26 protein-coding genes are annotated in these 25,709 nt (G+C 68.5%); 16 read left to right on the top strand and 10 right to left on the bottom strand.

Features of this window, described 5'->3' with window-relative positions:
- Positions 1–116: 116 nt before the first annotated feature.
- Genes BHQ18_RS10475 through BHQ18_RS10485 form a run of 3 tightly spaced genes read left to right on the top strand, consistent with a single transcriptional unit; the run spans position 117 to position 3,652 of the window.
- Complete coding sequence (locus BHQ18_RS10475) at positions 117–1,076, top strand: esterase family protein (RefSeq protein ID WP_069413523.1); 960 nt, start codon at positions 117–119, stop codon at positions 1,074–1,076.
- A gap of 58 nt (positions 1,077–1,134) precedes the next feature.
- A complete protein-coding gene (locus tag BHQ18_RS10480; RefSeq protein ID WP_084293998.1) occupies positions 1,135–2,688 on the top strand; it encodes a class I adenylate-forming enzyme family protein in 1,554 nt (517 codons plus the stop codon).
- Positions 2,689–2,692: 4 nt separating this feature from the next.
- Positions 2,693–3,652, top strand: coding sequence for a haloalkane dehalogenase (locus BHQ18_RS10485; protein WP_069413642.1), 960 nt, complete (start codon positions 2,693–2,695; stop codon positions 3,650–3,652).
- On the opposite strand, the gene BHQ18_RS10490 is transcribed toward BHQ18_RS10485, so the two are convergent.
- Entirely contained in the window at positions 3,653–4,786 is a 1,134-nt protein-coding gene (locus tag BHQ18_RS10490) for an acyl-CoA dehydrogenase family protein (RefSeq protein ID WP_069413641.1), read from the bottom strand. It abuts the gene before it with no gap.
- A gap of 92 nt (positions 4,787–4,878) precedes the next feature.
- Here BHQ18_RS10490 and BHQ18_RS10495 point away from each other — a divergent pair, with 92 nt between their 5' ends.
- Positions 4,879–5,310: an MOSC domain-containing protein gene (locus tag BHQ18_RS10495; RefSeq protein ID WP_069413525.1), complete on the top strand. Its 432-nt coding sequence runs from the start codon at positions 4,879–4,881 to the stop codon at positions 5,308–5,310.
- Between the two features lie 87 nt (positions 5,311–5,397).
- On the opposite strand, the gene ripD is transcribed toward BHQ18_RS10495, so the two are convergent.
- Positions 5,398–5,940 carry an NlpC/P60 family peptidoglycan-binding protein RipD gene (gene ripD / locus BHQ18_RS10500; protein ID WP_069413526.1) on the bottom strand — a complete coding sequence of 181 codons (543 nt, stop codon included), beginning with the start codon at positions 5,938–5,940 and terminating at the stop codon, positions 5,398–5,400.
- 321 nt (positions 5,941–6,261) lie between these two features.
- Here ripD and lhgO point away from each other — a divergent pair, with 321 nt between their 5' ends.
- The 4 genes from lhgO to BHQ18_RS10515 are packed head-to-tail and all read left to right on the top strand — an operon-like array spanning position 6,262 to position 9,265.
- Complete coding sequence (gene lhgO, locus BHQ18_RS10505) at positions 6,262–7,470, top strand: L-2-hydroxyglutarate dehydrogenase (RefSeq protein ID WP_069413527.1); 1,209 nt, start codon at positions 6,262–6,264, stop codon at positions 7,468–7,470.
- 7 nt (positions 7,471–7,477) lie between these two features.
- A complete protein-coding gene (locus tag BHQ18_RS30740; protein WP_264010143.1) occupies positions 7,478–7,612 on the top strand; it encodes a hypothetical protein in 135 nt (44 codons plus the stop codon).
- 12 nt (positions 7,613–7,624) lie between these two features.
- Positions 7,625–8,413 (top strand): SDR family oxidoreductase, encoded by a 789-nt coding sequence (locus BHQ18_RS10510; RefSeq protein WP_069413528.1) that lies wholly within the window; start codon positions 7,625–7,627, stop codon positions 8,411–8,413.
- A gap of 9 nt (positions 8,414–8,422) precedes the next feature.
- Positions 8,423–9,265: a fumarylacetoacetate hydrolase family protein gene (locus BHQ18_RS10515; RefSeq protein WP_069413529.1), complete on the top strand. Its 843-nt coding sequence runs from the start codon at positions 8,423–8,425 to the stop codon at positions 9,263–9,265.
- Positions 9,266–9,268: 3 nt separating this feature from the next.
- Here BHQ18_RS10515 and BHQ18_RS10520 read toward each other — a convergent pair whose 3' ends face one another.
- A complete protein-coding gene (locus BHQ18_RS10520; protein WP_069413530.1) occupies positions 9,269–9,925 on the bottom strand; it encodes a class I SAM-dependent methyltransferase in 657 nt (218 codons plus the stop codon).
- A 73-nt stretch (positions 9,926–9,998) separates the two neighbouring features.
- On the opposite strand from BHQ18_RS10520, the gene BHQ18_RS10525 reads away from it, so the two are divergent.
- Entirely contained in the window at positions 9,999–10,844 is an 846-nt protein-coding gene (locus BHQ18_RS10525) for a helix-turn-helix transcriptional regulator (RefSeq protein WP_069413531.1), read from the top strand.
- Between the two features lie 41 nt (positions 10,845–10,885).
- A complete protein-coding gene (gene aceA / locus BHQ18_RS10530; protein ID WP_069413532.1) occupies positions 10,886–13,186 on the top strand; it encodes an isocitrate lyase ICL2 in 2,301 nt (766 codons plus the stop codon).
- Positions 13,187–13,205: 19 nt separating this feature from the next.
- Here aceA and BHQ18_RS10535 read toward each other — a convergent pair whose 3' ends face one another.
- The 4 genes from BHQ18_RS10535 to BHQ18_RS10550 all read right to left on the bottom strand — a co-directional run bounded on the left by BHQ18_RS10535 (position 13,206) and on the right by BHQ18_RS10550 (position 16,929).
- On the bottom strand, positions 13,206–13,637 hold the full coding sequence (locus BHQ18_RS10535; protein WP_069413533.1) for a type II toxin-antitoxin system Rv0910 family toxin: 432 nt from the start codon (positions 13,635–13,637) through the stop codon (positions 13,206–13,208).
- Positions 13,638–13,655: 18 nt separating this feature from the next.
- A complete protein-coding gene (locus BHQ18_RS10540) occupies positions 13,656–14,963 on the bottom strand; it encodes a sensor histidine kinase (RefSeq protein ID WP_084294015.1) in 1,308 nt (435 codons plus the stop codon).
- Between the two features lie 62 nt (positions 14,964–15,025).
- Positions 15,026–15,697, bottom strand: coding sequence for an Rv0518 family GDSL lipase (locus tag BHQ18_RS10545; protein WP_234794142.1), 672 nt, complete (start codon positions 15,695–15,697; stop codon positions 15,026–15,028).
- Positions 15,698–15,711: 14 nt separating this feature from the next.
- Positions 15,712–16,929, bottom strand: a complete 1,218-nt coding sequence (locus tag BHQ18_RS10550; protein ID WP_069413535.1) for an acyltransferase family protein — start codon at positions 16,927–16,929, stop codon at positions 15,712–15,714.
- Between the two features lie 267 nt (positions 16,930–17,196).
- On the opposite strand from BHQ18_RS10550, the gene BHQ18_RS10555 reads away from it, so the two are divergent.
- Genes BHQ18_RS10555 through BHQ18_RS10570 form a run of 4 tightly spaced genes read left to right on the top strand, consistent with a single transcriptional unit; the run spans position 17,197 to position 21,424 of the window.
- A complete protein-coding gene (locus BHQ18_RS10555) occupies positions 17,197–17,661 on the top strand; it encodes a Fur family transcriptional regulator (RefSeq protein WP_069413536.1) in 465 nt (154 codons plus the stop codon).
- Positions 17,662–17,694: 33 nt separating this feature from the next.
- A complete protein-coding gene (katG, locus tag BHQ18_RS10560) occupies positions 17,695–19,938 on the top strand; it encodes a catalase/peroxidase HPI (RefSeq protein ID WP_069413537.1) in 2,244 nt (747 codons plus the stop codon).
- A 14-nt stretch (positions 19,939–19,952) separates the two neighbouring features.
- Entirely contained in the window at positions 19,953–20,735 is a 783-nt protein-coding gene (locus BHQ18_RS10565) for a glutamine amidotransferase (RefSeq protein WP_069413538.1), read from the top strand.
- 29 nt (positions 20,736–20,764) lie between these two features.
- Positions 20,765–21,424: an alpha/beta hydrolase gene (locus BHQ18_RS10570; protein ID WP_069413539.1), complete on the top strand. Its 660-nt coding sequence runs from the start codon at positions 20,765–20,767 to the stop codon at positions 21,422–21,424.
- A gap of 1 nt (position 21,425) precedes the next feature.
- On the opposite strand, the gene BHQ18_RS10575 is transcribed toward BHQ18_RS10570, so the two are convergent.
- Positions 21,426–21,800, bottom strand: a complete 375-nt coding sequence (locus tag BHQ18_RS10575; RefSeq protein WP_069413540.1) for a hypothetical protein — start codon at positions 21,798–21,800, stop codon at positions 21,426–21,428.
- An 81-nt stretch (positions 21,801–21,881) separates the two neighbouring features.
- Between BHQ18_RS10575 and BHQ18_RS10580 the strand changes: the two genes are divergently transcribed.
- Positions 21,882–22,544, top strand: a complete 663-nt coding sequence (locus BHQ18_RS10580) for an MBL fold metallo-hydrolase (protein WP_069413541.1) — start codon at positions 21,882–21,884, stop codon at positions 22,542–22,544.
- An 80-nt stretch (positions 22,545–22,624) separates the two neighbouring features.
- On the opposite strand, the gene BHQ18_RS10585 is transcribed toward BHQ18_RS10580, so the two are convergent.
- Together BHQ18_RS10585 and BHQ18_RS10590 are read right to left on the bottom strand one after the other, a co-directional pair.
- Positions 22,625–23,362 (bottom strand): DUF899 domain-containing protein, encoded by a 738-nt coding sequence (locus BHQ18_RS10585; RefSeq protein WP_069413644.1) that lies wholly within the window; start codon positions 23,360–23,362, stop codon positions 22,625–22,627.
- Between the two features lie 5 nt (positions 23,363–23,367).
- Positions 23,368–24,144: an ArsR/SmtB family transcription factor gene (locus BHQ18_RS10590; RefSeq protein WP_069413645.1), complete on the bottom strand. Its 777-nt coding sequence runs from the start codon at positions 24,142–24,144 to the stop codon at positions 23,368–23,370.
- A gap of 192 nt (positions 24,145–24,336) precedes the next feature.
- Here BHQ18_RS10590 and BHQ18_RS10595 point away from each other — a divergent pair, with 192 nt between their 5' ends.
- Entirely contained in the window at positions 24,337–25,473 is a 1,137-nt protein-coding gene (locus BHQ18_RS10595) for an alkaline phosphatase family protein (RefSeq protein ID WP_069413542.1), read from the top strand.
- Positions 25,474–25,709 lie beyond the last annotated feature (236 nt).

Here is a 25,709-nt window from a genome sequence, read left to right on the forward strand (position 1 = left end):
TAACGCTGCGGTGTCAACTGTCGACAAACGGGTAAACCGTCGCGGCAGGTGTGAAGCAGCAGCACCACAACAGGCAGCCGCGAGCGGTGCGCCCTTCACAACAGGAAGTCCACGACATGACGTTCATACAGAGTTTGGCGCGTCGACTGGCGGTCGCCGCGCTGGCGACCTTGCTGATCCCGGGCCTGGTCGCGGTGGCGGGAGGATCCGCCACCGCCGCGGCGTACTCGCGGCCCGGCCTACCGGTCGAGACGCTGATGGTGCCCTCGGCCGCCATGGGACGCGAGATCCCCGTCCGATTCCAGGGCGGTGGCCCGCACGCGGTGTACCTGCTCGACGGGCTGCGCGCCCGCGACGACAACAGCGGCTGGGACATCGAGACCGCGGCGTTCGAGAACTACTACGAGTCCGGTCTGTCGGTGGTCATGCCCGTCGGTGGCATGTCCAGCTTCTACACCAACTGGCAGCGCCCCGCGGTCGGCAACGGAACCACCTACAACTACCAGTGGGAGACGTTCCTGACCTCTGAGCTGCCCGCCTACCTGTCGGCGAACAAGGGCATCTCCCCGAGCGGCAACGCGGTCGTCGGGCTGTCGATGTCGGGAAGTTCGGCGCTGATCCTGGCCGCCTACCACCCGGGTCAGTTCCGCTACGCCGCCTCGCTGTCGGGCTTCTTGAACCTGTCCGAGGGCATCTGGCCGACGCTGGTCGGGTTCGCGATGCGCGACGCGGGCGGATTCGACGCCACCGCGATGTGGGGACCCGGCGGCAGCGCCGCCTGGCAGCGCAACGACCCGACGCTGCAGGCCGGCCGGCTGGCGGCCAACGGCACCCGCATCTGGGTGTACACCGGCAACGGCAGGCCCGGTGACCTCGGTGGCGGCGGCGATATCCCCGGCCAGCTGCTGGAGAACATCACCCAGGACAGCAACCGGGCGTTCCAGCGGGCGTACCTGGCCGACGGCGGCAGCAACGGCACGTTCAACTTCCCGCAGACCGGCACCCACGGGTGGGGCTACTGGGGTTCACAGCTGAACGCGATGAAGGGCGACATCCAGCGCACGCTGGGCGCCTGACACGCCGCTGGGCGACCGTCTGTGCGGTCGCCCAGCAGGCGTTGGGCACAATCACTGCGTGACCCCACGACCGACGGTTCCCGCGCTCCTCGCCCGTGCGGTCGAGCGGTCCGGTGACCACACCTACCTGATCAGCCCGACCGATCGACTCACCTACCGACAGGCGCAGCAGCGGTCGGCCGCGGCCGCGCGGTGGCTGCTGGCCGAGGGCGTCGGCAAGGGCACGCGGGTCGGCCTGTTCTTCCCCAACGGCGTCGACTGGGTGGTCTGGTGGCTGGCGGTGGCGCGCATCGGCGCGCTGGCCGTCCCGCTGAGCACGCTCTACACGCCGGCCGAGATCGCGAAGGTCGCCCGCCTGGCCGATGTCGCGGTGCTCATCGCCCCGGAGCGCGTGCTGAAATTCGACGTTGCCGAGCGCTTCGAGGCCGCCTGGCCCGAACTGCGCGCCCAGCGGTCGACTCGACTGGCGTTGCCATCGGCGCCGTACCTGCGGCGCATCGTGTTCACTTCCGGGGCTGACGTCCCTGCCTGGGCGGTCCCTTGGCACGACGCGGCCGACACGGTGCCCGACGATGTGCTGGCCGCGGTCGAGGCCGAGGTGTCACCGGCCGATCTCGCGGTGGTCATCCACACCTCCGGATCGACCGCCGACCCCAAGGGCGTCATGCACACCCACGGGACGCTCGTCCGGCAGACCTCGACGTGGCCGGCCGCGATCCGGGCGGTCACGAAAAGCGAAGGGGCCGCGCGGATCCTGTGTGCGATGCCGTTCTTCTGGGTCGGCGGGTTGCTCGCGGTGACCGGCGCTCTGCACGAACCGGTGACCGTGCTGACCCTGCCGCGGCTGGAACCGGGCGCCGCGCTGGACCTGATCGAGCGTGAGCGCGCGACGGGCGTCGTCGGGTGGCCGGCGTTCACTCAGCGCATGCGAGAGCATCCGAGTTTCGCCGACCGCGATCTCGACAGCGCACCGCTGCTGCGTGACGGCCCGCTCGACATCGCGATGGTCGATGTGCCCGACGGGTTCCCGGTGCACCGCACGATGTCGGAGACCGCGGGTGGTTTCGCCCACACCGACATGTGCATCGTCGACGACGACGGCAACCCCGTGCCCGACGGCACGGTCGGGGAACTGCTCATCCGCGGCATCGGCGTGATGGCCGGATACAACAAACGCGAACGGTGGGAGACGTTCGACGAAAACGGTTGGTACCACACCGGTGACCGCGTCTACCGGGTCGCAGGCGATTCGCGGCTGTTCTACGTGGGCCGGACCACGGATCTGATCAAGGCGGCCGGGGCCAACGTCTCGCCGCTGGAGGTCGAGGCGGTCATCGAGGGATTCGCCGACGTGGCACAGTGCCTCGTGCTCGGCATCGACGATGCCGCGCGCGGCGAAGAGGTGTGCGCGGTCGTCGTACCCGCCGGCGCCGATGTCGACGTCGACGCGCTGACCGCGCGCACCCGCGAGCAGCTGTCGGCCTACAAGGTGCCCACCAGGTGGGTGGTCACCACCAGCGACCGGATCCCCACCCTGCCCAGCGGTAAGTTCGACCGGAAAACGTTGCGCACCATGGTCGTCGACGGTGTACTCACGACCGTCGACAGGTGAGACGTTGCCTGTCCTGCGCACGCCTGGCGACCGCTTCGTTGCGCTGCCGGATTTTCCATTCGACCCCCACTACGTCGACGCCGAAACCCGCGGGATCGATCCGCTGCGCATGCACTACGTCGATGCCGGGCCGCCGGATGCGCCCGTCGTGGTGCTTCTGCACGGCCAGCCGACCTGGTCCTACTCGTATCGGCACGTCATCGCGGTGCTCGTCGACGCGGGTCTGCGGGTCATCGCCCCGGACCACATCGGCTACGGCCGCTCGGACAAGCTCACCGACCCGACCGACTACACGTTCAAACGACATATCGACTGGCTGCACAGCGCAATTCGTCGACTCGACCTACAGCACATCACGCTCGTCGTGCAGGACTGGGGCGGGCCCATCGGGTTGAGCGCGCTGGCCCGCGACCCGGGCCGGTACGCCGGTGTCGTCGCGACCAACACCATCCTGCACACCTGCGACCCCGCGTTGGCGGGCAGGCTCGAATGGCCGCACCACGCGACCGGTGACGGGCAGGTGGTGCACCAGGAGACGCTGCTGGACTACGTGGCGTTCTACCAGCGGGCGCCGGAGTTGGTGCCGAGCCTGTTCCTCGACGCGGTGGCGGGCCCGCTCAGCCCGGACGTGCTCGCCGCGTACGACGCGCCGTTCCCGGACCGCCGGTTCACCGCGGGCCTACGTCAGATGATCGCGCTGATCCCGTTGACGCGCAACGATGTCGGGGCGGCGATCGGCCGCTCGACGATGGCAGCGCTGGCTGATTTCCGCCGACCGTTTCTGACCGCCTACTCCGACGGCGATCCCGCAACGCGCGGCTGGGACAGGGTGTTCGCCGACCACGTGCCCGGAGCCGAGGGTCAGCCGCACACGACGGTGACCGGGGCCGGTCACTTCATCCAGGAGCAGCGCGGCGCCGAACTCGGCCGCATCGTCGCCGAATTCGTCGCCCGGAACGGGTGATCAGAGCCCGAACTGGTCGTCGATCACGCCCAGCCAGACCTGAGCCGAATCGATGGCCACCTTCTCGCTGATGAACGCGTGCTGGGTGCCGGTGTACAGGTCGCGGAACGCGCGCTCGAGTCGGGAGCCCTCGCGGATGGAACTGGTACCTGCGGCCAGGTGCGCCCACTCGGCGCACTGACGCGAGACGTCGGTGGCGTAGACGGCCGCGACCCGCATGTCCGCGCGCAGCGTCGGGGTGAGGTCCTCCCCCGCCGCGACGGCAGCTTCGGCGGTGGCGAACGCGTCGTGCACCAGCAGACGCGCCGCCCGCCAGGCCGCGACGTGGTGGGCCAGTCCCTTCTGGAAGGTCGGTCGACTGGCCAGCGACGCCATATCGCTCATCCGGAACTTGGTCGCGGCCAGTTCCTGCACGTCGTCGAGCATGCTCTTGGCCACCCCGAGCGCCCACGACGCGTGTCCGGCGGCGGTCACCGGCATCATGCCCATCCGCCCCGCCGGCGACGACCCGCGCAGGGGTTCGCGGGTGAACAGCGCGAAGGTCCGTTCGACGGGAACGAACACGTCGTCGACGCTGTAGTCGTAGGAGCCGGTTCCCTTGAGCCCCTGCACATGCCAGCCGTCGTTGAAACTCACTTCGGCGCGGGGCAGGATCGCGATCTGCATGTCGGGGATCCCCTCGCTGACCCACCGCATCTCGGTACCGTCCATCGGCAGGAAGCCCGCGGCGATGTACTGCGAATGCCCGGTGCCGGAACCGAAACTCCACGCGCCGGTCAGCCGGTAGCCACCGGGCACCGCGAGGCCCTGACCGTTCGGGAAGAACTGCCCGCCCATCGTCACGCGGTTGCCATGGGCGGTGAAGACCTCGGCGAAGCCGGCGTCGGGCAGGTAGGTGGCGGCGGCGAACGACGACGGGAAGTTGGCGATACCGACCCAGCCGAATGAGCCGTCCTGCCAGGCCATCTCGATCCAGGTCTCGATCATCTCGGCGAACGACGGTTCTGCGCCGCCCGCCGGCTGCGGGTTGAATGCCGACATCAGCCCGGTATCCCACATCGCGGTCACGATCGCGGGGCTGAGCGTGCGCAGCCGTTCCGATTCGGCGGCTTCGGCCGAAACGAGGTCCCGCATGCTGCGGGCCCGGTTGACGGTTGCTTCGGCGATTGTCGAGGTCACCCGTCCTCTCTATCAGCGATCGGCGCGGCCCACCTACACTTTCGGCCGTGCACGTCGTCGCGCTCAACGTCGCTCCCGGCAGCCGATTGCCGATGCGCTCGGTCGAGGAGGTCCTCGCCGAAGCGGGTACCGGGCTCGTCGGCGACCGATACCACGGCACCAAGCACCGGCACGTCACTGTCCAGTCGCGGGAACTGCTCGACCGGGCCGCCGCCGACCTCGGCCGTCCCTTCGACCAGTCTGCGACCCGGCGCAACGTCACGGTCGACGCGGGTGAGATCCCGACCCGCCCCGGCACCCGGTTGCGGGTCGGCGAGGTGCTACTGGAGGTGGTCCGAGTGTCGGCGTCGTGCCGCCTGCTCGACGACTGGATCGGGCCCGGCGCCGCCGCGGCGCTTCGGGGGCGCGGCGGGTCGGCCTGTCGACTGCTCAGTTCCGGCACCATTCGGGTGGGCGACAGCGTCGAGGTGCTCGCCTAGTTCTTTGCGCTGAGCGTCGGGTTTTTGGTGCGAAATCGGCCGAAACTGGTGAAAACTTCGACGCTCGGCGGGTGGAGGGCCGCGGGGTTACTTGATGATGCGAACCAGGTACGGCGCCATGTTGTTGGTCCGCACCGGCGAGACCGTTACCGCGGGATCAGTGGCCTCGAGCATCTGACCGTTGCCGATGAACAGCGCGACGCTCTGGTTTCCGTCGGGGCCGTAGAAGATCAGGTCCCCGGGCAGTGCCTCGGACGGAAGCACCTTCTGACCGACGGTGTACTGGGCGCCCGACGACCGCGGCAGCTTCACACCGATACCGGCGAACGAGTAGACCATCAGCCCGGAGGCGTCGAAACCGACAGTGCTCACGGCCGGGTTCAGGCCGACGATGTGGCCTTCGCTGTCGAGGCCGGCGACGTTCTCGGCGGTACCGCTGCCCATCGTCGGCCCGTTCGCGTCACCCCCGCCGTAAGAGAACGGCACACCGCGCTGCGCCAGCCCGCGGGCAATGACGAGGTCGACCGCCTGCTGGTTGACCGCTGACCGTGCGGTAGGTGCGGCGGTTGCCACCCCAGGGACCGTCACCATCATGGCGACACCGATCACCAAGGCGAATATGCGTCTCATGACTCGTTGCTCTTTCTCGACTGCGCACAGGGCTAGGCGCTGTATTCATGTGTACCGTCAAATTCGCTGACTTCGCCAATTCGCCCATGGCTCAGAGCCAATGAGATGCCGTACCGTAACCGAACGGTGACTCGGCGCGCCGGTTGGTCGCTCGCCGACCGCTGTTGAACGGATCCGACCATCCCGAGGTCTACGATTGAGCTCAGGTCGTGAATCCATGGTGTTGACACAGCTGCATCCCACGCTGGGGGCCCCCGACGTCCCCGGCTCCCCCGTGTATCTGTCTGGACACGCCGACGACGTCGCCGCGCGAGGGGGCCGATGAACCCCCGTCTGGCCATCGTCGGAGGCGGCATCATCGGCGCCGCGGTCGCCCGCGAGACCCTGCGACGCTCCCCCGAAACCGAGGTGACGCTGTTCGAGAAGGAAGACCGTCTCGCGTCCCACCAGACCGGACGCAACAGCGGCGTCGTGCACGCCGGTCTGTACTACCAGCCCGGGTCGCAGAAGGCCGTGCTGTGTCGTCGCGGCGTCGCTCTGCTCGAACGGTACTGCGCCGAACGCGACATCCGCCGGATCGCCTGCGGCAAGGTGCTGGTCGCGCTCAACGACGCCGAACGGCTCCGCCTTGCCGACATCGAAGAGAAGGCGCTGGCCAACGGCGTGCCGGGGGTGCGCATCATCGGCCCGCAGGAACTGGCCGAGATCGAACCGAATGTGCGCGGCATCGCGGCACTGCACTCGCCGTCGACGTCGATCGTCGACTTCGCCGCGGTAACCCATGCCTTGGCCGCCGATGCGGCCGCGGCCGGCGCGAAGATCTGCCTCGGCCACGAGGTCGTCGGGCTGCACGCCACCGGCACTGAGGTGATTGTCAGCACCCGCACCGCGGCCGGCGAACAGGAGGCGGCCTTCGACCGGGTCATCGCCTGCGGGGGTCTGCAGAGCGACCGGTTGGCCGAAATGGCCGGCGACGGACCGGATCCGGTGATCATGCCGTTCCGCGGCGAGTACTACGCACTCAAACCGCGCCGCCGCGATCTCGTCAACGGTCTGGTGTACCCGGTCCCGGACCCGCGCTACCCCTTCCTCGGCGTGCATGTCACCCCGCGGGTCGACGGCGAGGTGCTGATCGGGCCCAACGCCGTTCTCGCGCTCGCCCGCGAGGGCTACTCGTGGCGCGAGTTCTCGCTGCCCGATCTCGCGGAAGTCGCCAGGACACCGGCATTCTGGCGGTTCGCGCGGAAGCACTGGCGCACCGGTATCCGGGAGATGTACGGCTCGCTGTCCAAGCGTCGGTTCGTGGCGGCCGCCCGTGCCTACGTCCCGGATCTCGACGTCGACGACGTCGTGCCGGGCAATGCGGGCATCCGCGCGCAGGCCCTCGACACCGACGGCGGCCTGGTCGACGACTTCCGGATCAGCGTCCGCGACCGCGTGGTGGTGCTGCGCAACGCGCCATCGCCGGCAGCGACGTCGGCGCTCGCCATCGCCGAGCATGTCGTCGAAACCATCTCAACGGCAAGGTGATCGAACTGTGACTCCACCTCTGGCCGCGGTGCTCAACGCGTTCCGGGACAGTGGTTTTCGCGCCGCCCGCGACGTGTGGGCCACGTTGGTGCCGCTGCTCGAACACCATCTCGCCACCCTGCCCGCCCCCGCCAGCCGATAAAGGAGCACGACAATGGATCTCGGAATCGCCGGACGAACCGCCCTGGTGCTCGGTGCCAGCGGCGGCCTTGGCGGCGCGATCGCGGTGCGACTCGCCGGCGAGGGTGCCAACGTCGCGGTCGCCGGCCGATCCGCTGACCGCGTGGCCGCCACCGCGGCGCGCGTACAGGACGCCGGCGCCAAGGCGCTACCGCTGGTGTGGGACCTGGCCGAGCTGGATCGCATCGACCCCAACGTCAGCGAGGTCGAACGCGCCCTCGGCCCGGTCGACATCCTCGTCAACAACACCGGCGGCCCACCGCCGACCCCCGCGTCCGGACAGGACACCGACACCTGGCGCCGCAGCTTCGAACAGATGGTGCTGTCGGTGATCGCGCTGACCGACCGCGTGCTTCCCGGTATGCGGCAGCGGGGTTGGGGCCGCATCCTGACCTCCACGTCCTCGGGTGCGCACACACCGATCCCCAACCTCGGGCTGTCGAACACACTGCGCGCCAGCCTGCATGCGTGGTCGAAGACGGTGTCCGACGAAGTCGGCCGCGACGGGGTGACCGCGAACGTCATCGTCCCCGGCCGGATCGAAACCGGCCGGACCCGCTCCCTCGACAGCAAGCGCGCCGAACGCGAAGGCCGCACCGCCGACGACGTGATGGCCGAGAGCGCCGCGACTATGGCGCTCGGCCGCTACGGCCGACCCGAGGAGTACGCCGACGCCGCGGTGTTCCTGTGCAGCGAAAGAGCTTCTTACATCACCGGTTCTGTCGTGCGGGTCGACGGCGGTCTGATCCGCGGCGTCCACTGAGGGAGGCGTATGCGTTTACGTACCGTCCAATTGCCCGACGGCCCCGCGGCCTGCGTCGCGCTTGCCGACGGCCGCTATGCGCGGGTGGATCGGATGCTCACCGACGGGCCGCGAGACCTGTTGGCGCTGTTGGAGTCCGAGCGTCTCGGCGAGCTGGCGTCGGCGGTCGACGCTGCGGTGCCCGACGAGGACTGCGTCGGTGCGGCGACGGTGCTCGCGCCGTGGACCCGGCCGCGCAAGATCCTCGGTATCGGGCTGAACTACGGCGCGCACGCCGGCGATCTCGGCGAGCAGGCCCCCCGTACCTCACCGGCGTCGTTCCTCAAGGGCGACCACACCATCGTCGGTCCCGGGCAGCCGATCGTGGTGCCGCCCGGAATCGGGAAGGTCACCGCCGAAGCCGAACTCGGACTGGTCATCGGCCGCCCGTGCTACCGGGTCGGCGTGGACGACGCACTGGACTACGTCGCCGGCGTGGTGCCGGTCCTCGACCAGACCGCCGAATCGGTGCTGATGGAAAACCCGCGCTACCTGACGCGGGTCAAGAACTACCCGACGTTCTTCTCGTTCGGCCCCGAGCTCATCACCCTCGACGAAGTGCTCGCGCACGGCCCACTGCAAGACCTGCAGGTCGCCACCATCCACAACGGCGCACTGCACCGCAAGGACACCGTCGCGGGTATGACGTTCTCCCCCGCCGAACTGCTCAGCTTCCACAGCCAGGTGATGCCGTTCCACCCCGGCGACATCCTGTCGACGGGAACACCTGGCGCCGTAGCTATTTCGCCTGGAGATGTGGTGCGCTGCGAGCTCGGCGGCGGCCTGGCCGTGCTGGAGAACCCGGTGCGTTGACGCTCACTCCGGGCGGATGGCCCGGAAGAACGCGACGGGTCCGACCAGGCGGATCCTGCGGGTGCCGACCTGCCGGCACTCGAAGCCCGCTTCGCTTAACCGTCGCGGGATGGCGTCGCCGAGGTTGCCCGCGGCGTGGGCACTGCGCCGGATCCGCCGTGCGAGTACGCCCCCGTCGTCGCCGACCTCGCCGCCGATGTCCACCAGATGCAGGCTGCCACCCGGGCGCAACACCCGGAAGAACTCCTGAGCCGCCGCGGGTTTGACGTTCTCATCGAGGTGATGCCACATCATCGACGACAACACCCGGTCGAACTCACCGTCGCCGTAGGGAAGTTCCTGCGCGTAGGCCCGGTCGAAGGTGAGCCCGGACAAGCTGCGCGCCTTGCGTTCGGCGCGGGCCAGCGCGCGCGGGTCCGGATCGCACCCGACCCCGCGGATGCCGTGCTCGGCGCGCCGCGCGCCGACGATGAGATTGCCGGTGCCGCAACCGACCTCGAGAACCGACAGGCCGGGTCGCAGCCCGGCCTGGTCGATCAGTGTCCGGTAGGCCCGGTTGAAGCCGAATACGCGGGTCAGCAGGTCGTAGCCCGGCAGGAACAGGTCGTGGCCCGCGGCAGGCAGATAGACGTGGTGCGTAGCAGGATGATATTTGGTCATACCGCCATGGTGAAGCGCTGTAAGAAAACATTGTTGGGTGATCGTCGGAGAAACTGGGACTATCTTCGGGTACATGGCGTTGGCATCCCGGTTGGTGCGGCACCGTGACGGCGTGCCGATCTACGGTTACCCGAGCGGGCCGGGCACCCCGCCGGTAGCGGTGGTGCGCGCGGCGCACGACGAGGTACGCGACCGGGGCCGCCACATCCACGACTTCCCGGCGCTGTGGTTCGTCCCCGGCGCGGCGACGGTGTTCGTGGCGGCCGCCGGTGAGGTGCTCGACCCCGGTCGCGTCGACCGATCCGACGGCATCGGTGTGTACTTCGACCCGGCCGCGCTGGCCTCCGACGGCGCGCGGCCGACGTGGCGCGAGCATCCGCTGCTGTTTCCGTTCGTGCACGGCGAAGCCGGCGGGATGCTCGAGTTGCGGCTGCCCGGCGAACGCCTCCAGCCCTGGCAGACGGCGATCGCCTCGATCGAAGCCGAACTGACCGAGCGTCGCGACGGCTACCGGCAGGCGGCGCTGGCCCACCTGACCCTGCTGCTCATCGACCTGGCCCGGGTGGCCGACGACGTGGTCGGCGACCTGCGGCATTCCGGTGAGCCGTTGCTCGCCGAGGTGTTCGCGGTGATCGACCGCCGGTTGGACCAACCGCTGTCGCTGCGCGACGTGGCCGCCGACGTCGGCATCACCCCCGGGCATCTCACCACGATCGTGCGCCGTCGCACGGGCCGCACCGTGCAGGACTGGATCACCGAGCGCCGGATGACCGAGAGCCGACGCCTGCTCGCCGAGACCGATCTGCCGATCGCCGAAGTCGCGCGCCGCGTCGGCATCGCCGACCCGGGGTACTTCAGCCGGCTGTTCCGGCGCGTCCACGGCACCGCTCCCCGCACCTGGCGCACACGGCCCTGCTGATAACGCCGTTCTCGGCGAATACCGGGTCGTACTGTGGATCCATGGCCATCATCGAAACGGACGCCGCACCACAAACCCCGTTCGAGCGGGAGGTCGACGCCACCCAGCAGTACTTCGACAGCGAGCGGTTCAACGGCATCATCCGGCTGTACTCGGCCCGCCAGGTCGTCGAGCAGCGCGGCACGATCCCGTCGGATTACAGCGTCGCGCGCGAGGCGGCCACCGCCTTCTACGGGCGGTTGCGTGAACTGTTCGCCCAGAAGAAGAGCATCACCACATTCGGGCCGTACTCGCCCGGGCAGGCCGTGACGATGAAGCGGATGGGCATCGAGGGGATCTACCTCGGCGGCTGGGCGACCTCGGCCAAGGGGTCCACGACCGAGGACCCCGGCCCCGACCTGGCCAGCTACCCGCTCAGCCAAGTGCCCGAAGAGGCCGCCGGCCTGGTCCGCGCCCTGCTCACCGCCGACCGTAACCAGCAGTACCTGCGGCTGCAGATGTCGGAGAAGCAGCGCGCGGCCACCCCCGCCGTCGACTTCCGTCCGTTCATCATCGCCGACGCCGACACCGGGCACGGCGGAGACCCGCACGTGCGCAACCTCATTCGCCGCTTCGTCGAGGCCGGCGTGCCCGGTTACCACATCGAGGACCAGCGTCCGGGCACCAAGAAATGCGGCCACCAGGGCGGCAAGGTGCTGGTTCCGTCCGACGAGCAGATCAAACGGCTCAACACCGCCCGCTTCCAGCTCGACATCATGCGGGTGCCGGGCATCATCGTCGCGCGCACTGACGCCGAGGCCGCCAACCTGATCGACAGCCGCGCCGACGAACGTGACCAGCCGTTCCTGCTCGGGGTGACCAACCTGCGGATCCCGTCGTACAAGTCCTGCTACCTGGCGATGATGCGGCGCTTCTTCGAAGCCGGGGTGCGTGAGCTCAACGGCCACCTGCTCTACGCGCTGCCCGAGGGCGAGTACGCCACCGCTGACGCCTGGCTGGACCATCACGGCATCGGCGACGCGGTAACGCGGGCCGCCGCCGAATATCAGGACCGTCCCGACCAGGCGATCGACGAGATCTTCGACGGCGTGGAATCGAAGTTCGTCGACGCCTGGCAGGTCGACGCCGGGCTGATGACCTACGGCGAGGCGGTGGCCGAACTGCTCGAGTTCCGCGAGAGCGAGGGCGAACAACTCGACATGAGCGTCGCCGACTGGCGCGAGTTCGCGCAGCGGGCCCCGCTGTACACCGCGCGCGAGAAGGCCCGCGAGATCGGGGCCGCGGTCGGGTGGGACTGCGAACTGGCCAAGACCCCCGAGGGTTATTACCAGGTGCGCGGTGGGATCCCGTACGCCATCGCCAAGTCGCTGGCCGCCGCGCCGTTCGCCGACATCCTGTGGATGGAGACCAAGACCGCCGACCTCGCCGACGCCCGCGAGTTCGCCGAGGCCATCCACGCCGAGTTCCCCGACCAGATGCTGGCCTACAACCTGTCGCCGTCGTTCAACTGGGACACCACCGGCATGAGCGACGACGAGATGCGGGCCTTCCCAACCGAACTCGGCAAGCTGGGCTTCGTGTTCAACTTCATCACCTACGGCGGGCACCAGGTCGACGGTGTCGCCTCCGAGGAGTTCGCCTCGGCGCTGCAGCAGGACGGCATGCTCGCGTTGGCGCGGCTGCAGCGCAAGATGCGGCTCGTCGAATCGCCCTACCGCACACCGCAGACCCTGGTCGGCGGACCGCGCAGCGACGCCGCGCTGGCCGCGTCCTCGGGTCGCTTGGCGACCACCAAGGCGATGGGTAAGGGCTCGACGCAGCATCAGCATCTGGTGCAGACCGAGGTGCCCAAGAAACTGCTCGAGGAATGGCTGGCGCTGTGGGGCGAGCACTACCAGCTCGACGAGAGGCTGCGGGTGCAGCTGTTCCCCACCCGCCCCGGCAGCGATGTGCTGGAACTCGGGATCTACGGCGAGCGCGGCGAGGGTGAGGACGAGAAGCTGGCCAACGTCATCGTCGACCCGATCAAGGACCGGCACGGCCGCAGCATCCTGACCGTGCGCGACCAGAACACGTTCGCCGAGAAGCTGCGGCAGAAGCGGCTGATGAGCGTTGTCCACCTTTGGTTGATCCACCGGTTCAAGGCCGAGATCGTCTACTACGTCACGCCGACGGAGGACAACATCTACCAGACCGAGAAGATGAAATCGCATGGCATCTTCAGCGACGTCTACCAGGAGGTCGGCGAGATCATCGTGGCCGACGTCAACCAGTCCCGCATCGACGAGCTGCTGGCCTCCGACCGCGAGGCGCTCGGCCGCTTGATCCGCAAGGAGGACTGAGGCTTACGGCGTCCCGGGCCTACCCGTAGAGCTCTTCGAACCTGCGGATCGATCGGTCGATGTCGCCCTTGACCGCACGGGCCGCGGCCGAACCGATCGGGCCGAACAGCGGCGGGCCGCCGAGGTTGAGGATCAAGGTGAATGCGCTACCCGTCTGCGTGGGCGCCACCTTCATCGTCAACCCGTATTTGGTGCCGCCGACACCGGAGCCGGTCACCTCGATCAGTTTGGGCGGGTCGAACTGCTTGATGGTCCAGGTGACCCGGTTGCGCAGTCCCTTGGCGCCGGCTACCCCGACGATCCGGGTGCCGACCGTCAACTCGTCGGGCACCTCACCCCGCCACCCCTCGTGCATCACCATCCAGTCGCCGAGCGAGTTGAGGTCCGAGACATGTGCCCACGCATCGTCCGGGCTCAGCGCCAGTTCGCGTGCCAGCTCGAGTTTCGCCATGGCCGGATGGTAGCCACCTCAGCTCGGCGCGGGCAGTCGCAACACCAGCCGCGCGCCGCCGAGCGGGCTCGCCTCGATCGTGGCGGTGCCGCCGTGCAGTTCGGCCTGCTGGGCCACCAGGGCCAGCCCCAGCCCGGAACCGGACCGCGCGGCGGTCGAACCGCGGGAGAACCGCTCGAAGACCGCGGCCCGTTCCTCTTCGGGGATGCCGCTGCCGTTGTCGTCGACGGTGATCGTCACGCCGGCACCGGAACTCTCTGTCCCGAGCCGGATTTCGGTGGCGCCGCCGTGCTTGATCGCGTTGGTGATCGCGTTGTCGACGACCAGGCGCAGGCCTGCCGGGAGCCCGACGGTGAGCACGGTGGTCGACGACCCCAGTGACACCCGCAGCCCGGGGTGGTTGCGCATCGCGTCGTGAGCGGCGCGGTCGAGCAGATCGGTGATGTCGACGGGAACGAAGTCGTCGACGGTGGTCAGTTCGCCCTGCGCGAGCCGCTCCAGCGCGGTCAGCGTCGCCTCGATGCGGCTCTGCGTACGCATGACGTCGGCGATGACCTCCTGGCGTTGGTCGTCGCGCATCTGCAGCGTGGAGAGCACCTCGAGGTTGGTGCGCATCGCGGTCAGCGGAGTGCGCAGTTCGTGCGACGCCACCGCGGCGAAGTCGCGGGCCGACTCGAGCGCTGCGCGGGTGCGCTGCTGTTCGTCGCCGATGCGGGCGAGCATCCCCTCGACCGCTTCGGCGATCTCGACGGCCTCCTGCACGCCGCGCACCTGCACCTCTTCGGGCTTGGACTGGGCGTTGATCGCGCGGGCCTGCTGCGCCAGCACCCGGAACGGGTTGATCATGATCGACCACATCACCGATCCGACGATGACGGTGCCGACGATGACGCCCGCGCAGATCAGCAGCACCCGCCGGTGCAGCTCGTCGATGCGGCGCTGGGTCTCGGCCAGCGGTGCGCCGATCGCGATCGACGTGTCGCCGGCGTTGAAGGTGCGGACCCGGTACTGGACGCCGTCGATGGTGGTGTCGGTGTAGCCGACGTCGAACTGCGGCAGCACGATGTCGCGCGGGATGGAGACGGTGATGCCGTCCACCCGCGCGGTGCGCACCAGGCCGCCGTCGGGCACCGGCTGCTCCACCGGATCCTGCTGGGCGGTGCGCAGCAGCGTGCTGATGTCGCCGAGGCTGCTGACCGAGTCCAGTCGCCGGTCCAACTGGCTGTACTGGTCGTTGGTGACGCCGAACCACACCCAGGCGCCGAGGATGAGCACCAGCGCCACCACCGACAGGGCCGCCACGATCACGATGACCCGCAGCGACATCACCGGGGTCAGCAGGCGGTACAGGCGTGCGCCGAGAGTCACGATCGAAACGATAGAACCGATCAGATGCGACGCGGCAATTGCGCGCCGATCAGCGGGGCGATCTTTTCCGCCATGTAGGTGTGGCCGGCGTCGGTGGGGTGCACGCCGTCGGAGCCGATCAACTCCGGTTTGCCGACGAACCAGCCGAGCGCGATCGGGTCGATGAACGTCGCGCCCGCCAGCCGGGCCTGGTAGCGCAGGGTGTCGCGGATCCGCACGACGGTGCCGGGCACGTCGGCGGTCGGCCAGGGCGGGCCGATCACCAGGAAGTCGGCCGACGGGGCGAGCCGCCGCGCCAGCTGAAACGTGCCGTACACCAGGATCGTGAACTGCGTGGGGTCGACGTGCTGGTCATTGCGCGATCCGAAGAACACGACCAGCCGGTCGTCGGGCTTGACCGTGCGCGCGGTCAGGTCTTCGAACAGGCTGCCGCCGTTGCCCCGGACGCCGTAGCCCGCGCCGCCCTCGGCGCCGACGTCCGCGCTGGTGGCGATGCCCTGGGCGGCGAGCATCCGCCAGGCCTGTGCGGGCCAGCCGCTGGCGCCGAGCCCGCCCAGCTCCCCGCCGGTCGTATACGAGTCACCGATCACCGCGATCCGGTTCACCGTGTACTGCAGGGCCACGACGTCCCGGTGCTGCACCGGCGTCCGCTGCGCACCGGCCAGCACCGTCACCACCGCGAAGGCCAGCACCGCGGTCAGACAGATCAGCCGGCGCGCGCCGAAACCACGTGTGCGCGTTCGTCCTTCGCGTCGTGCAGGGTGGTCAGTGTGCCCTTCGCCGGTGTCGAACCGCTGCTGGCGCTCATCATGCTGCGCATCCATATCCGGGCGGGCTCCTCGACGAAGTGGTACAGCACGACCGCGCCGAGCAGCGCGACGCCAAGCAACGCAACCATTATGAGCTTGCCGCCCAGGTCGGGTGTCAGGCTCAACTCGAATTGCTCGACCATCCAGTCCCAGCTGGTGTGCACCAACTCGTGGACCATGTAGAGGCTGAACGAGATGTGGCCCAGATAGACCACCGGTCGCAGTGACAGCAGCCACGGCAGGCTTCCGGTGCCGATCGCCAGGGTCAGCAGCAGCGGGACGAACAGGATGTCGACCAACCCGGCGCTGTCGAGCACCTTGGGCATCGGATGCGCATCGAGCCAGTACAGGATCGCCACGATGGCCGCGCCGATGAGCAGCGCTGCGACGCCGGCGGTGCGCCTTGCCCGGTCGCCGGGTTGCAGTTTGCGGACCGCGGCGCACACCAGCGCACCGGCGGTGAACTGCATGACGATGCGCGGCAGCCAACTCCACGGCGTATAGAACAACCCGGTCGCCAACAGCAGCATGATCGGCGGCAGCGTCGCGACGAACGCCAGCACGATCAGCCCGCGGGCCCGGGTGGAGCGCGCGATCCGGAAGATCACCAGCACCAGCGCGCCGAACAACAGGTACGCCAACCACTCGGCGCTGATCGACCAGGCCGGCCCGTTCCAGCTGGACCCGTCGAAGTACGGCACGACCCACAACTGGACCATGAACAGCTGGCGCAGATAGTTCATCGCGGTCAGCGACTCCGCGCCCTCCGACGGGACGTGCCCGACGTGCAGGGTGAAGATGATCCACAGCGCGGCGAGGTGCATCGTCACCAGGTAGACCGGCCACACCCGGGCCAGCCGCAGCCACAGGAAGCGCAGCGTCGCCCGCCACTCGAACGACGAGCCCATCCGGTCGAGGTAGTTCCACGTCAGCACGAATCCGCTGAGCATGAAGAACAGGTCGACGCCCTGCGCGCCGCAATTGAGCACCGGGGCCAGCGCCGACCGGAAGCCCGGCGCCGCCTGCTCGAGAAGCGGACGGAAGTGAAACAGCACCACCCAAACCGCGGCGACGATGCGCAAGCCGGACAGGGCTTTGATTTCTCCGGTGCGCACAACACTCTCTTCGCGAACTTGCGTGACGGTTTCGTTCCGAACATGCCGACGGCCCCGGTCCACTCCCCGACCGCCGGGCCCAGCAGGTTCCGAAGAGTACCAGCGGGACATCGGATCCGGCATGTCCCACACCGCTGTGAATCCGCTGTGTTTCAGCGAAAAACCTTGTCAGCCCGCGATTCCGGCGATGCTCATCTCCAGACCGTGGTGCGGACACGCCCGCGAGACAGTCTTGACTGATTCCAGAAAACAGAGCATATTGTCAGCGTGCCCTTGCCACCTGACTACGCGGAGCAGCTACGCGCTGCCGATCTCCGCGTCACGCGTCCGCGGCTCGCGGTGCTCGAGGCGGTCTACGGTAATCCGCACGCCGAAACCGAGACCATCGTGGGTGCCGTCCGGGTCAACCTGCCCGACGTGTCCCGCCAGGCCGTCTACGACGTGCTCGCCGCGCTCACCAGCGCCGGGCTGGTGCGCCGCATCCAGCCCTCGGGGTCGCTCGCGCGGTACGAATCGCGCGTCGGCGACAACCACCACCACGTCGTGTGCCGCTCCTGCGGAGTCATCGCCGACGTCGACTGCGCGTTCGGCGAGGCGCCGTGCCTGACGCCATCGGACACCGACGGCGCGCTCGACGGGTTCGTCCTCGACGAGGCCGAGGTCATCTACTGGGGCCTGTGCCCGGACTGCGTCGCGCAACCCGACACCGAAGTTTCCCGATCACACCCGTGATCACAGCCCAAACAACCCACCGGAAGGAACGCTGTGTCATCTGATACATCCGATGCTCGCCCCCCGCACGCCGACTCCAAGACAGCGAGTAAAAGCGAGAGCGAGAACCCGGCGATCGACTCGCCGGAGCCGAAGGCGCACGCTCCACTGACCAACCGTGACTGGTGGCCGGAGCAGGTCGACGTGTCGGTCCTGCACAGGCAGAACGAGAAGGGCAATCCGCTCGGGCCGGACTTCAACTACGCCGAAGAGTTCAAGAAGCTGGACGTCGAGGCGTTCAAGCGCGACGTCATCGAGCTCATCCGCACCTCGCAGGACTGGTGGCCGGCCGACTACGGCAACTACGCCGGCCTGTTCGTCCGGATGAGCTGGCACGCCGCAGGCACCTACCGCATCTTCGACGGACGTGGCGGCGCCGGCCAGGGTTCTCAACGTTTCGCCCCGCTGAACAGCTGGCCCGACAACGCCAACCTGGACAAGGCCCGGCGACTGCTGTGGCCGATCAAGCAGAAGTACGGCAACAAGATCTCCTGGGCCGACCTGATCGCCTACGCCGGCAACGCCGCACTCGAGCAGTCCGGCTTCGAGACGGCCGGCTTCGCGTTCGGTCGCGAGGACATCTGGGAGCCCGAGGAGATGCTGTGGGGCCAGGAGGACACCTGGCTGGGCACCGACAAGCGCTACAACGGGACCAACGACAGCGAGCGCAAGCTGGCTGAGCCGTTCGGCGCCACCACCATGGGTCTGATCTACGTCAACCCCGAGGGCCCCGAAGGAAAGCCGGATCCGTTGGCCGCGGCCCACGACATCCGCGAGACGTTCGGCCGCATGGCGATGAACGACGAGGAGACCGCCGCTCTGATCGTCGGTGGCCACACCCTGGGCAAGACCCACGGCGCCGCGGACGTGAACGTCGGGCCCGAGCCCGAAGGTGCCCCGATCGAGGAACAGGGCCTGGGGTGGAAGTGCCCGTTCGGTTCCGGCAACGGCAACGACACCGTCACCAGCGGTCTCGAGGTCATCTGGACCGGCACGAACTCGCAGTGGAGCAACGCGTTCCTGCAGAACCTCTACGGCTACGAGTACGAGCTGACCAAGAGCCCGGCCGGCGCCTGGCAGTTCGAGGCCAAGGACGCCGAGGCGATCATCCCCGATCCGTTCGGCGGGCCGCCGCGCAAGCCGACGATGCTCGTCACCGACATCTCGATGCGGGAGGACCCGATCTACGGCAAGATCACCCGCCGCTGGCTCGATCACCCCGAGGAGCTCAACGAGGCCTTCGCCAAGGCCTGGTACAAGCTGATGCACCGCGACATGGGGCCGATCAGCCGCTACCTCGGTCCGTGGATCGCCGAGCCGCAGCTGTGGCAGGACCCGGTCCCGGCGGTCGATCACGCGTTGATCGACGAGCAGGACATCGCGCAGCTCAAGAGCAAGCTGCTCGATTCCGGCCTGACCGTGCAGCAGCTGATCAAGACGGCGTGGGCGTCGGCGGGCAGCTACCGCGGCACCGACAAGCGCGGCGGCGCCAACGGCGCCCGGGTGCGGCTGGAGCCGCAGCGGAGCTGGGAGGCCAACGAGCCGGCCGAACTGGCGAAGGTGCTGCCCGTGCTCGAGCGCGTTCAGCAGGAGTTCAACGCCTCGGCCACCGGAGGCAAGAAGGTGTCGCTGGCCGACATCATCGTGCTCGGTGGCTCGGCGGCCGTCGAGAAGGCCGCTCGTGACGCGGGTTACGAGATCGACGTGCACTTCGCGCCGGGCCGCACCGACGCCTCTCAGGAGCAGACGGATGTGGAGTCGTTCGCGGTGCTCGAACCGCGGGTCGACGGCTTCCGCAACTTCTTCCGCCCCGGCGAGAAGAACCCGCTGGAGCAGCAGCTGGTGGAGCGGGCCTACATGCTCGACCTGACGGCTCCGGAGCTGACCGCTCTGCTTGGCGGTCTGCGGGTGCTCAACGTCAACCACGGCGGCGTCAAGCACGGCGTGTTCACCGACCGGCCGGGCGTGTTGAGCAACGACTTCTTCGTCAACCTGCTCGACATGCGCACGCAGTGGAAGCCGTCGGAGAACCAGGAGAACGTCTACGAGGGCCGCGACCGGGTCACCGGTGAAACCCGGTGGACGGCCACCGCCAACGACCTGGTGTTCGGCTCGAACTCGGTGCTGCGCGGCATCGCCGAGGTCTACGCGCAGGACGACAGCAAGGACAAGTTCGTCGAGGACTTCGTCGCTGCCTGGGTCAAGGTGATGAACAACGACCGGTTCGATCTGGACTGATCGCAAGCAACGAAATGCGGCACCCCGCGGGCTCATCGGGCTCGCGGGGTGTCGCGCGTTCTGCGCCGTTTCTGTTGCTGTCCATCCGTGGTGAGGACGAGGCCGCCGACGACGAGTACCGGGCGATGATGCGGTTCGCCGGCGTCGACACCGCGGGTATGCACCGCATCCGGTTGACGCACGAACCGTTGGGCCGCATCGATCTGGCGGACTACTCGGGGGTCATCCTCGGCGGTGGTCCGTACAACGTCAGCGACCTCGCCGACGCCAAGTCGCAGACGCAGCGGCGTGCCGAGGCCGAGCTGCTCGACCTGCTGGCGCGGATCGTCGACGAGGATTTCCCGTTCCTCGGATGCTGTTACGGCGTCGGCACGCTGGGCAGCGTGATCGGCGCCCGGATCGACCGCACCTACCCCGAACCGGTGGGCGGGGTCAGCGTCACCGTCACCGCCGAGGGCCGCGACGACGACCTGTTCGCCGATGTCCCGGATGTTTTCGACGCATACGGCGGGCACAAGGAGGGGGCTTCGTCGCTGCCCGCCGAGGCGGTGCGGCTCGCGTCGTCACCCGACTGTCCGGTGCAGGCGTTCCGGGTCGGGCGCAACGTGTACGCCACCCAGTTCCACCCCGAACTCGACCTCGACGGGCTGATCACCCGCATCAACGTCTACAAGAATCACGGCTACTTTCCGCCGGAATCCGCCGAGTCGCTGAAAACTGCTGCGCGGCAATGGGATGTGCGGTATCCGCCAAAGATCCTGAAACGGTTCGCCGACAAGTACGCCCGCCGTGGTTGACCGGGCCGCGGGCGGGGCACCTTAGAGTCGTGGACACCGTCGAGTACTCCCCCGGCCGCGCCGCCGACATCTACGGCGACATCTCCCAGTCGACCGTGATGATGTGGCACGGCGCGCAGACCGACTCGCGGGCGGCGATGCGCCCGCTGGCCGAACGGGTGCACCGGCACGGAGCGACGGTGGTCCTCGCCGACTGGGACTCACACGCCGACGACGGCGGTCGCGCCGACCTGGTGGCGTCGGCCCGGTTCGCCGCCGAACGCTGCGATGGCCGTCCGCTGGTGCTGGTGGGCTGGTCGATGGGCGGACTGGCCGCGGCCGGCCTGACGTTCCAGGCGGCGCAGATCGGCGTCGACGTCGCCCACACCGTCTGCCTCGCAGGCGCCTTCATGGTGCGCGACCCGATCTCCGCGGGGCCGCTGCCGTCGTCTCTGAGCGGGACGCCGACACCGTTCACGTTGCTGCACGGCGCCGACGACGACGTGATTCCCGCCGACGCCAGCGGGGATTTCGCCGCGGTGCTCACCCGCAACTCGTGGCCGGTCGACTGCGTGGTGTTGGCCGCCGACCACGGGTCGATCGCCGGGGCGACGTACGACCCGGGCGCCGACCGCTATTCGCCGGCGGTAGATGCGGCCACCCTGGAGGTCGCCGACGACGTCGCCGCCCGCATCGCCGCCGTTTTGTAGGTCACTCCAAGGTGTCGACGCGGTGCGCCCAGCGCAGATGGCCGCCGCCCATGTCGGCGCAGAAGAACGCGACGCCGTCGGAACCCTGGGCCGACAGGTCCCGCTCGGGGCAGTCCATCGCGACGTTGTAGACACCGACCAGCGGCCCGGCCGCCGTCCAGACACCGGTCTTGTTGCACACGTACGTCTCCCCGCCCGCGCCGAGTCCGTAGTTGAAGTACTTGCCCGGTGAGCACGGTGCTCCGCCGACGACGTTGCGTGCCACGTTCGGGACGCAGTCGGCGCTGTAGCAGACCGCGGCGGCGTTGGGCGCGAACATGATCGACGCGACGAGCATCGCGGCCGCCGTCGTCGCTGCCGTCTGCAGAGGTGTCATCGGACCATCGTGACACCCCGCGGCGTCGATTGCCGGCGAATCGCTTGACCTCAACAATGGTTGAGGATGCAGAGTCGACGCATGACGACATCAACGACACAGAAGCTGCTCCAATTGCGTGACGATCTGTGGCAGACGCGGTTGGACACCCCGTTTCCCGGTCTGACGACCCACGCCTACCTGTGGCGCGGCCCGCGCGGCAACGTGCTGTTCTACAGTCCGGCGACCGAAGCCGACTTCGACGCCATCGAGGCGCTCGGCGGCATCAGCGCGCAGTACCTGTCGCACCTGGACGAAGCCGGCCCCAACCTGTCCCGGATTGCCGAGCGGTTCGGGTCCCGGCTGCACGCCCCCGCCGCCGAAGCCGAGGCGATCACCCGTCACGCCGCGATCGACGTCGCGCTCGGCTACGAGCGATATGTCGACGACAACGGTGTCGAGGTGCTGCCCACCCCGGGTCATTCCGATGGCAGCACAAGCTATCTCGTCACCGGCGCCGCCGACGAGCGGTATCTGTTCACCGGCGACACCATGTTCCTGACCCGGGAGGGGACCTGGTCGACGTTCCTGCCGCCCGGGCGCGGTAGTGCCGCCGAGTTGCGCAATTCCGTTGCGCTGCTGGGCACGGTGTCGCCGGACCTGGTGATCTCCAGCGCGTTCGGCGGGGACACCGCGTGGGCCGTCGTCGACGACGACCGGTGGGCGCGGTGCGTTGCGCAAGCCCTGTCGACCGTGCCGGCGTGACCAGTGGGCTCGCGATTTCTGCGGGAAGGTCGCCGATCGTCGAGAATCGCGACCCTCGCGCAGATCTCGGCGCCTCGAGGTTACGGGTGGGGCGGGCGTTGGTCGTCGGGGTCGTCCGGGTCGGGGTCGCCGAACCAGCGCCACGGCCGGTGCTCGGCATACGAGTCGTTCCACGTCCACCATTCGTACGGTGGGTCCTGCGGGTACCCCGGGGGCGAGTCCTCCCAGTTCTCCTGCCGGCCGAGCGCGGTGATGTCGAGGAGATTCCACGTGTTGACGAAGGTCTCGTCGCCGCGGCCGTTGACGAAATACGTGCGGTAGATCCGGTTCTCGTCGTCGCGGATGAAGGCGTTGGTGCCGTGCCAGTCCCGGACTCCGAAGTCGGCGTCGAAACCGTCGGTGATCGTGTACCAGGGGTGCCGCCAGCCCATCTTCGCCTTCATGCGCTCGAGGTCAGCCTGTGACGCCCGAGACACGTAGACGAACGTGGTGTCGCGGGCGTTGAGGTGCGCCAGGTTCGGGACGTGGTCGGCCATCAGCGAGCATCCCGGACAACCGTGTGCGGGCCAGTCGCCGGTGCCTTCTTCGATGAACGCCCGGTAGATGATCAGTTGGCGCCGGCCATCGAACAGGTCGAGCAGGTTGACCCTGCCGTCGGGACCGTCGAACTCGTAGTCTCTGTGCACCGCCAGCCACGGCATCCGGCGGCGCTGCGCGGCGAGTGCGTCGCGGGCGCGCATGACCTCTTTCTCTTTGATCAGCATCTCCTGCCACGCGTCCATCCACTCCTGCTCAGAGACGACGGGTGGTGTGCGCATCGCGGTCATGCCGCCTCCAGCTCACTCTTGAGGTTGGCCAGCTTCCAAGGCCATCCGCCCGAAATAAGGCCTCGCACAGTACTTTCCGCCGGAAAGTCGTCGTGGGTTACGGTCAGCTTCACCTGGTCCTCCTCGACGGGTTCGATCTCGAAGGTGACCTTGGAGCGGCGCTCGCCGGCGGCCTTGGCGATGGTCTCCTCGTCGAGACCGAGCTGGACCAGTTCGGGCACGAACGTGTGGAACGTGAAGGCGAGGCGCCGGTACGGATCCGATTCGAGGATCACCTGTTCGGGGTGTTCGATCTCGAGGCCGCTGCGGTCGGCCCACACGTAGGTGGAACCTTTCTGCCAGTCCGACACGACGGCGTGGCCCATATAGCGGTTCGAGAAGGCCGGGTCGGTGATGGCCTGCCACAGGCGTTCCGGCGTGGTGCGGATGTAGGTGGTGTAGACGAACTCGGGGCTGCTGTCCATCGGTGGGCTCTCCAATGCGGTCTTGAGGTCCGCGAGCGTCTGCACGCGCGCGCGGTCGTACTGATTGATCCAGCGGTCGGCGATCGCGTTGATCGGCTCGGCGTTGAGGTAGTGCAATTTCTCGCGCCCCCGCCACACGGTGGCGATGAGATTGGCCTCCTCGAGCACGGCCAGGTGCTTGCTGACCGATTGGCGGGCCATCGACAGCCGTGAGCACAGGTCGCGCAGCGTCTGACCGTTGCGTTCGTTGAGGCTGTCGAGCAGCAGGCGCCGGTTGGGGTCGGCCAGCGCCTTGAAGACCGCGTCCATCTCCACCATCTCTTCATGCAGCTGATTGGCTGCATGATCGACAATAGGCAGCTATCTGGCTGCCTGTCAATGGTCGGCTGCGCGAGGCAGGCGGCTATCGCGATCCATCGAACTTCGCGAGGACAGCTCGTGTGTGCACGTCGTTGCCGCATCAATCAGTTGGCGGCGTGGTGCTGTGGCAGGCTCGGCATCGTGGACCTGCCCGCCCCCGATCCAGACCTCGCGCACCTCGCCGACGTGGTGCCGTCGGTGCTGGCGGCGATGGGTGCCGACGGCTTCGAACCCCGCATCGCGCTGCGCGGCGACATCGCCGGGGCCTGCGTGCTGCTGATCGACGGGCTCGGCGCCGAACTGCTCGACACCTATGCCGCCGACGCCCCGGTGCTGGCCGGGCTGCGCGGGCAGACCCTGCAGGTCGGGTTCCCCTCGACGACCGCGGCGGGTCTCGCCGCGATCGGCACCGGCTGCCGGTCCGGTGAGCACGGGTTCGTCGGCTACTCCTTCCGGATGGCCGACGCCGGGGTGGTCAACGCGCTGCGGTGGCGTCCGCACCCGTGGGGCGAGGATCTGCGCGGCACCGTCGTTCCCGAGGACGTCCAACCGATGCCGACGACGTTCGAGCGTGCGGCCGCCGCCGGCGTCGCGGTCAGCGTGATCTCCGGCGCCGAGTTCGCCGGTTCCGGTCTGACCAGGGCCGTCCTGCGCGGCGGGCGCTACGTCGGTGTCCACGCCCTGGGCGATCTGGCGGCCGGTGCGCGGGACACCCTGTCGGACAAGGGATTCTGCTACGGCTACCACAGTGAGCTCGACATGATGGGGCACCTGCACGGACCCGGGTCGCCGCAGTGGCGGATGCAGCTGCGCCAGATCGACCGCCTCGTCGAATCGGTGGTCGAGGCGCTGCCGTCGGGCGGACTGCTCGCGGTGGTCGCCGACCACGGCATGGTCGCCGTGCAGCCACAGGACAGCGTCGACATCGACACCACGCCGAGCCTGCGCGAGGGCGTGCGGGAAATCGGCGGCGAACCGCGCGCCCGACACCTCTATATAGAGGACGGCGCCGAGGCCGACGTGCTCGCCGCCTGGCGCGCCGAACTCGGCGAACTCGCCTGGGTGCTGCCACGTGACGAGGCGGTGCAGGCCGGGTGGTTCGGTGAGCGGGTCAGCGACGCCGTGCTGCCCCGGATCGGCGACGTGATCGCCGCCGCGCGGGGGTCCGCGGCCATGGTCCGACGGTCGGTCGAACCGCTCGAATCTTCGCTGATCGGGCACCACGGCTCCCTGACCTTCGCTGAACAAGCGGTTCCGTTGCTGCTGGCGTACGGCTGAGTGCCGCCCGCGTCTTCGACGATCCCGCTCGTAATCGTCCGTCTTTCAGATGATTTCGTGCTCCACCACTGCGCACCACCGGCAATTCGATTGCCGTGACGACCTTTTCGAGTTTGGTATTCGGTGTTGCTGCCTTCCTCCGAAACGCGAGACTGTGCAGGTATTTTCGTGAAATGCGCAATAGAACGCGCAGGCTGTGGCCGCTGTCACAGATTTTGGAGGCGTCAAAGCGACTC

The sequence above is a fragment of the Mycolicibacterium flavescens genome, assembly GCF_001722335.1.
GTDB lineage: Bacteria > Actinomycetota > Actinomycetes > Mycobacteriales > Mycobacteriaceae > Mycobacterium > Mycobacterium flavescens.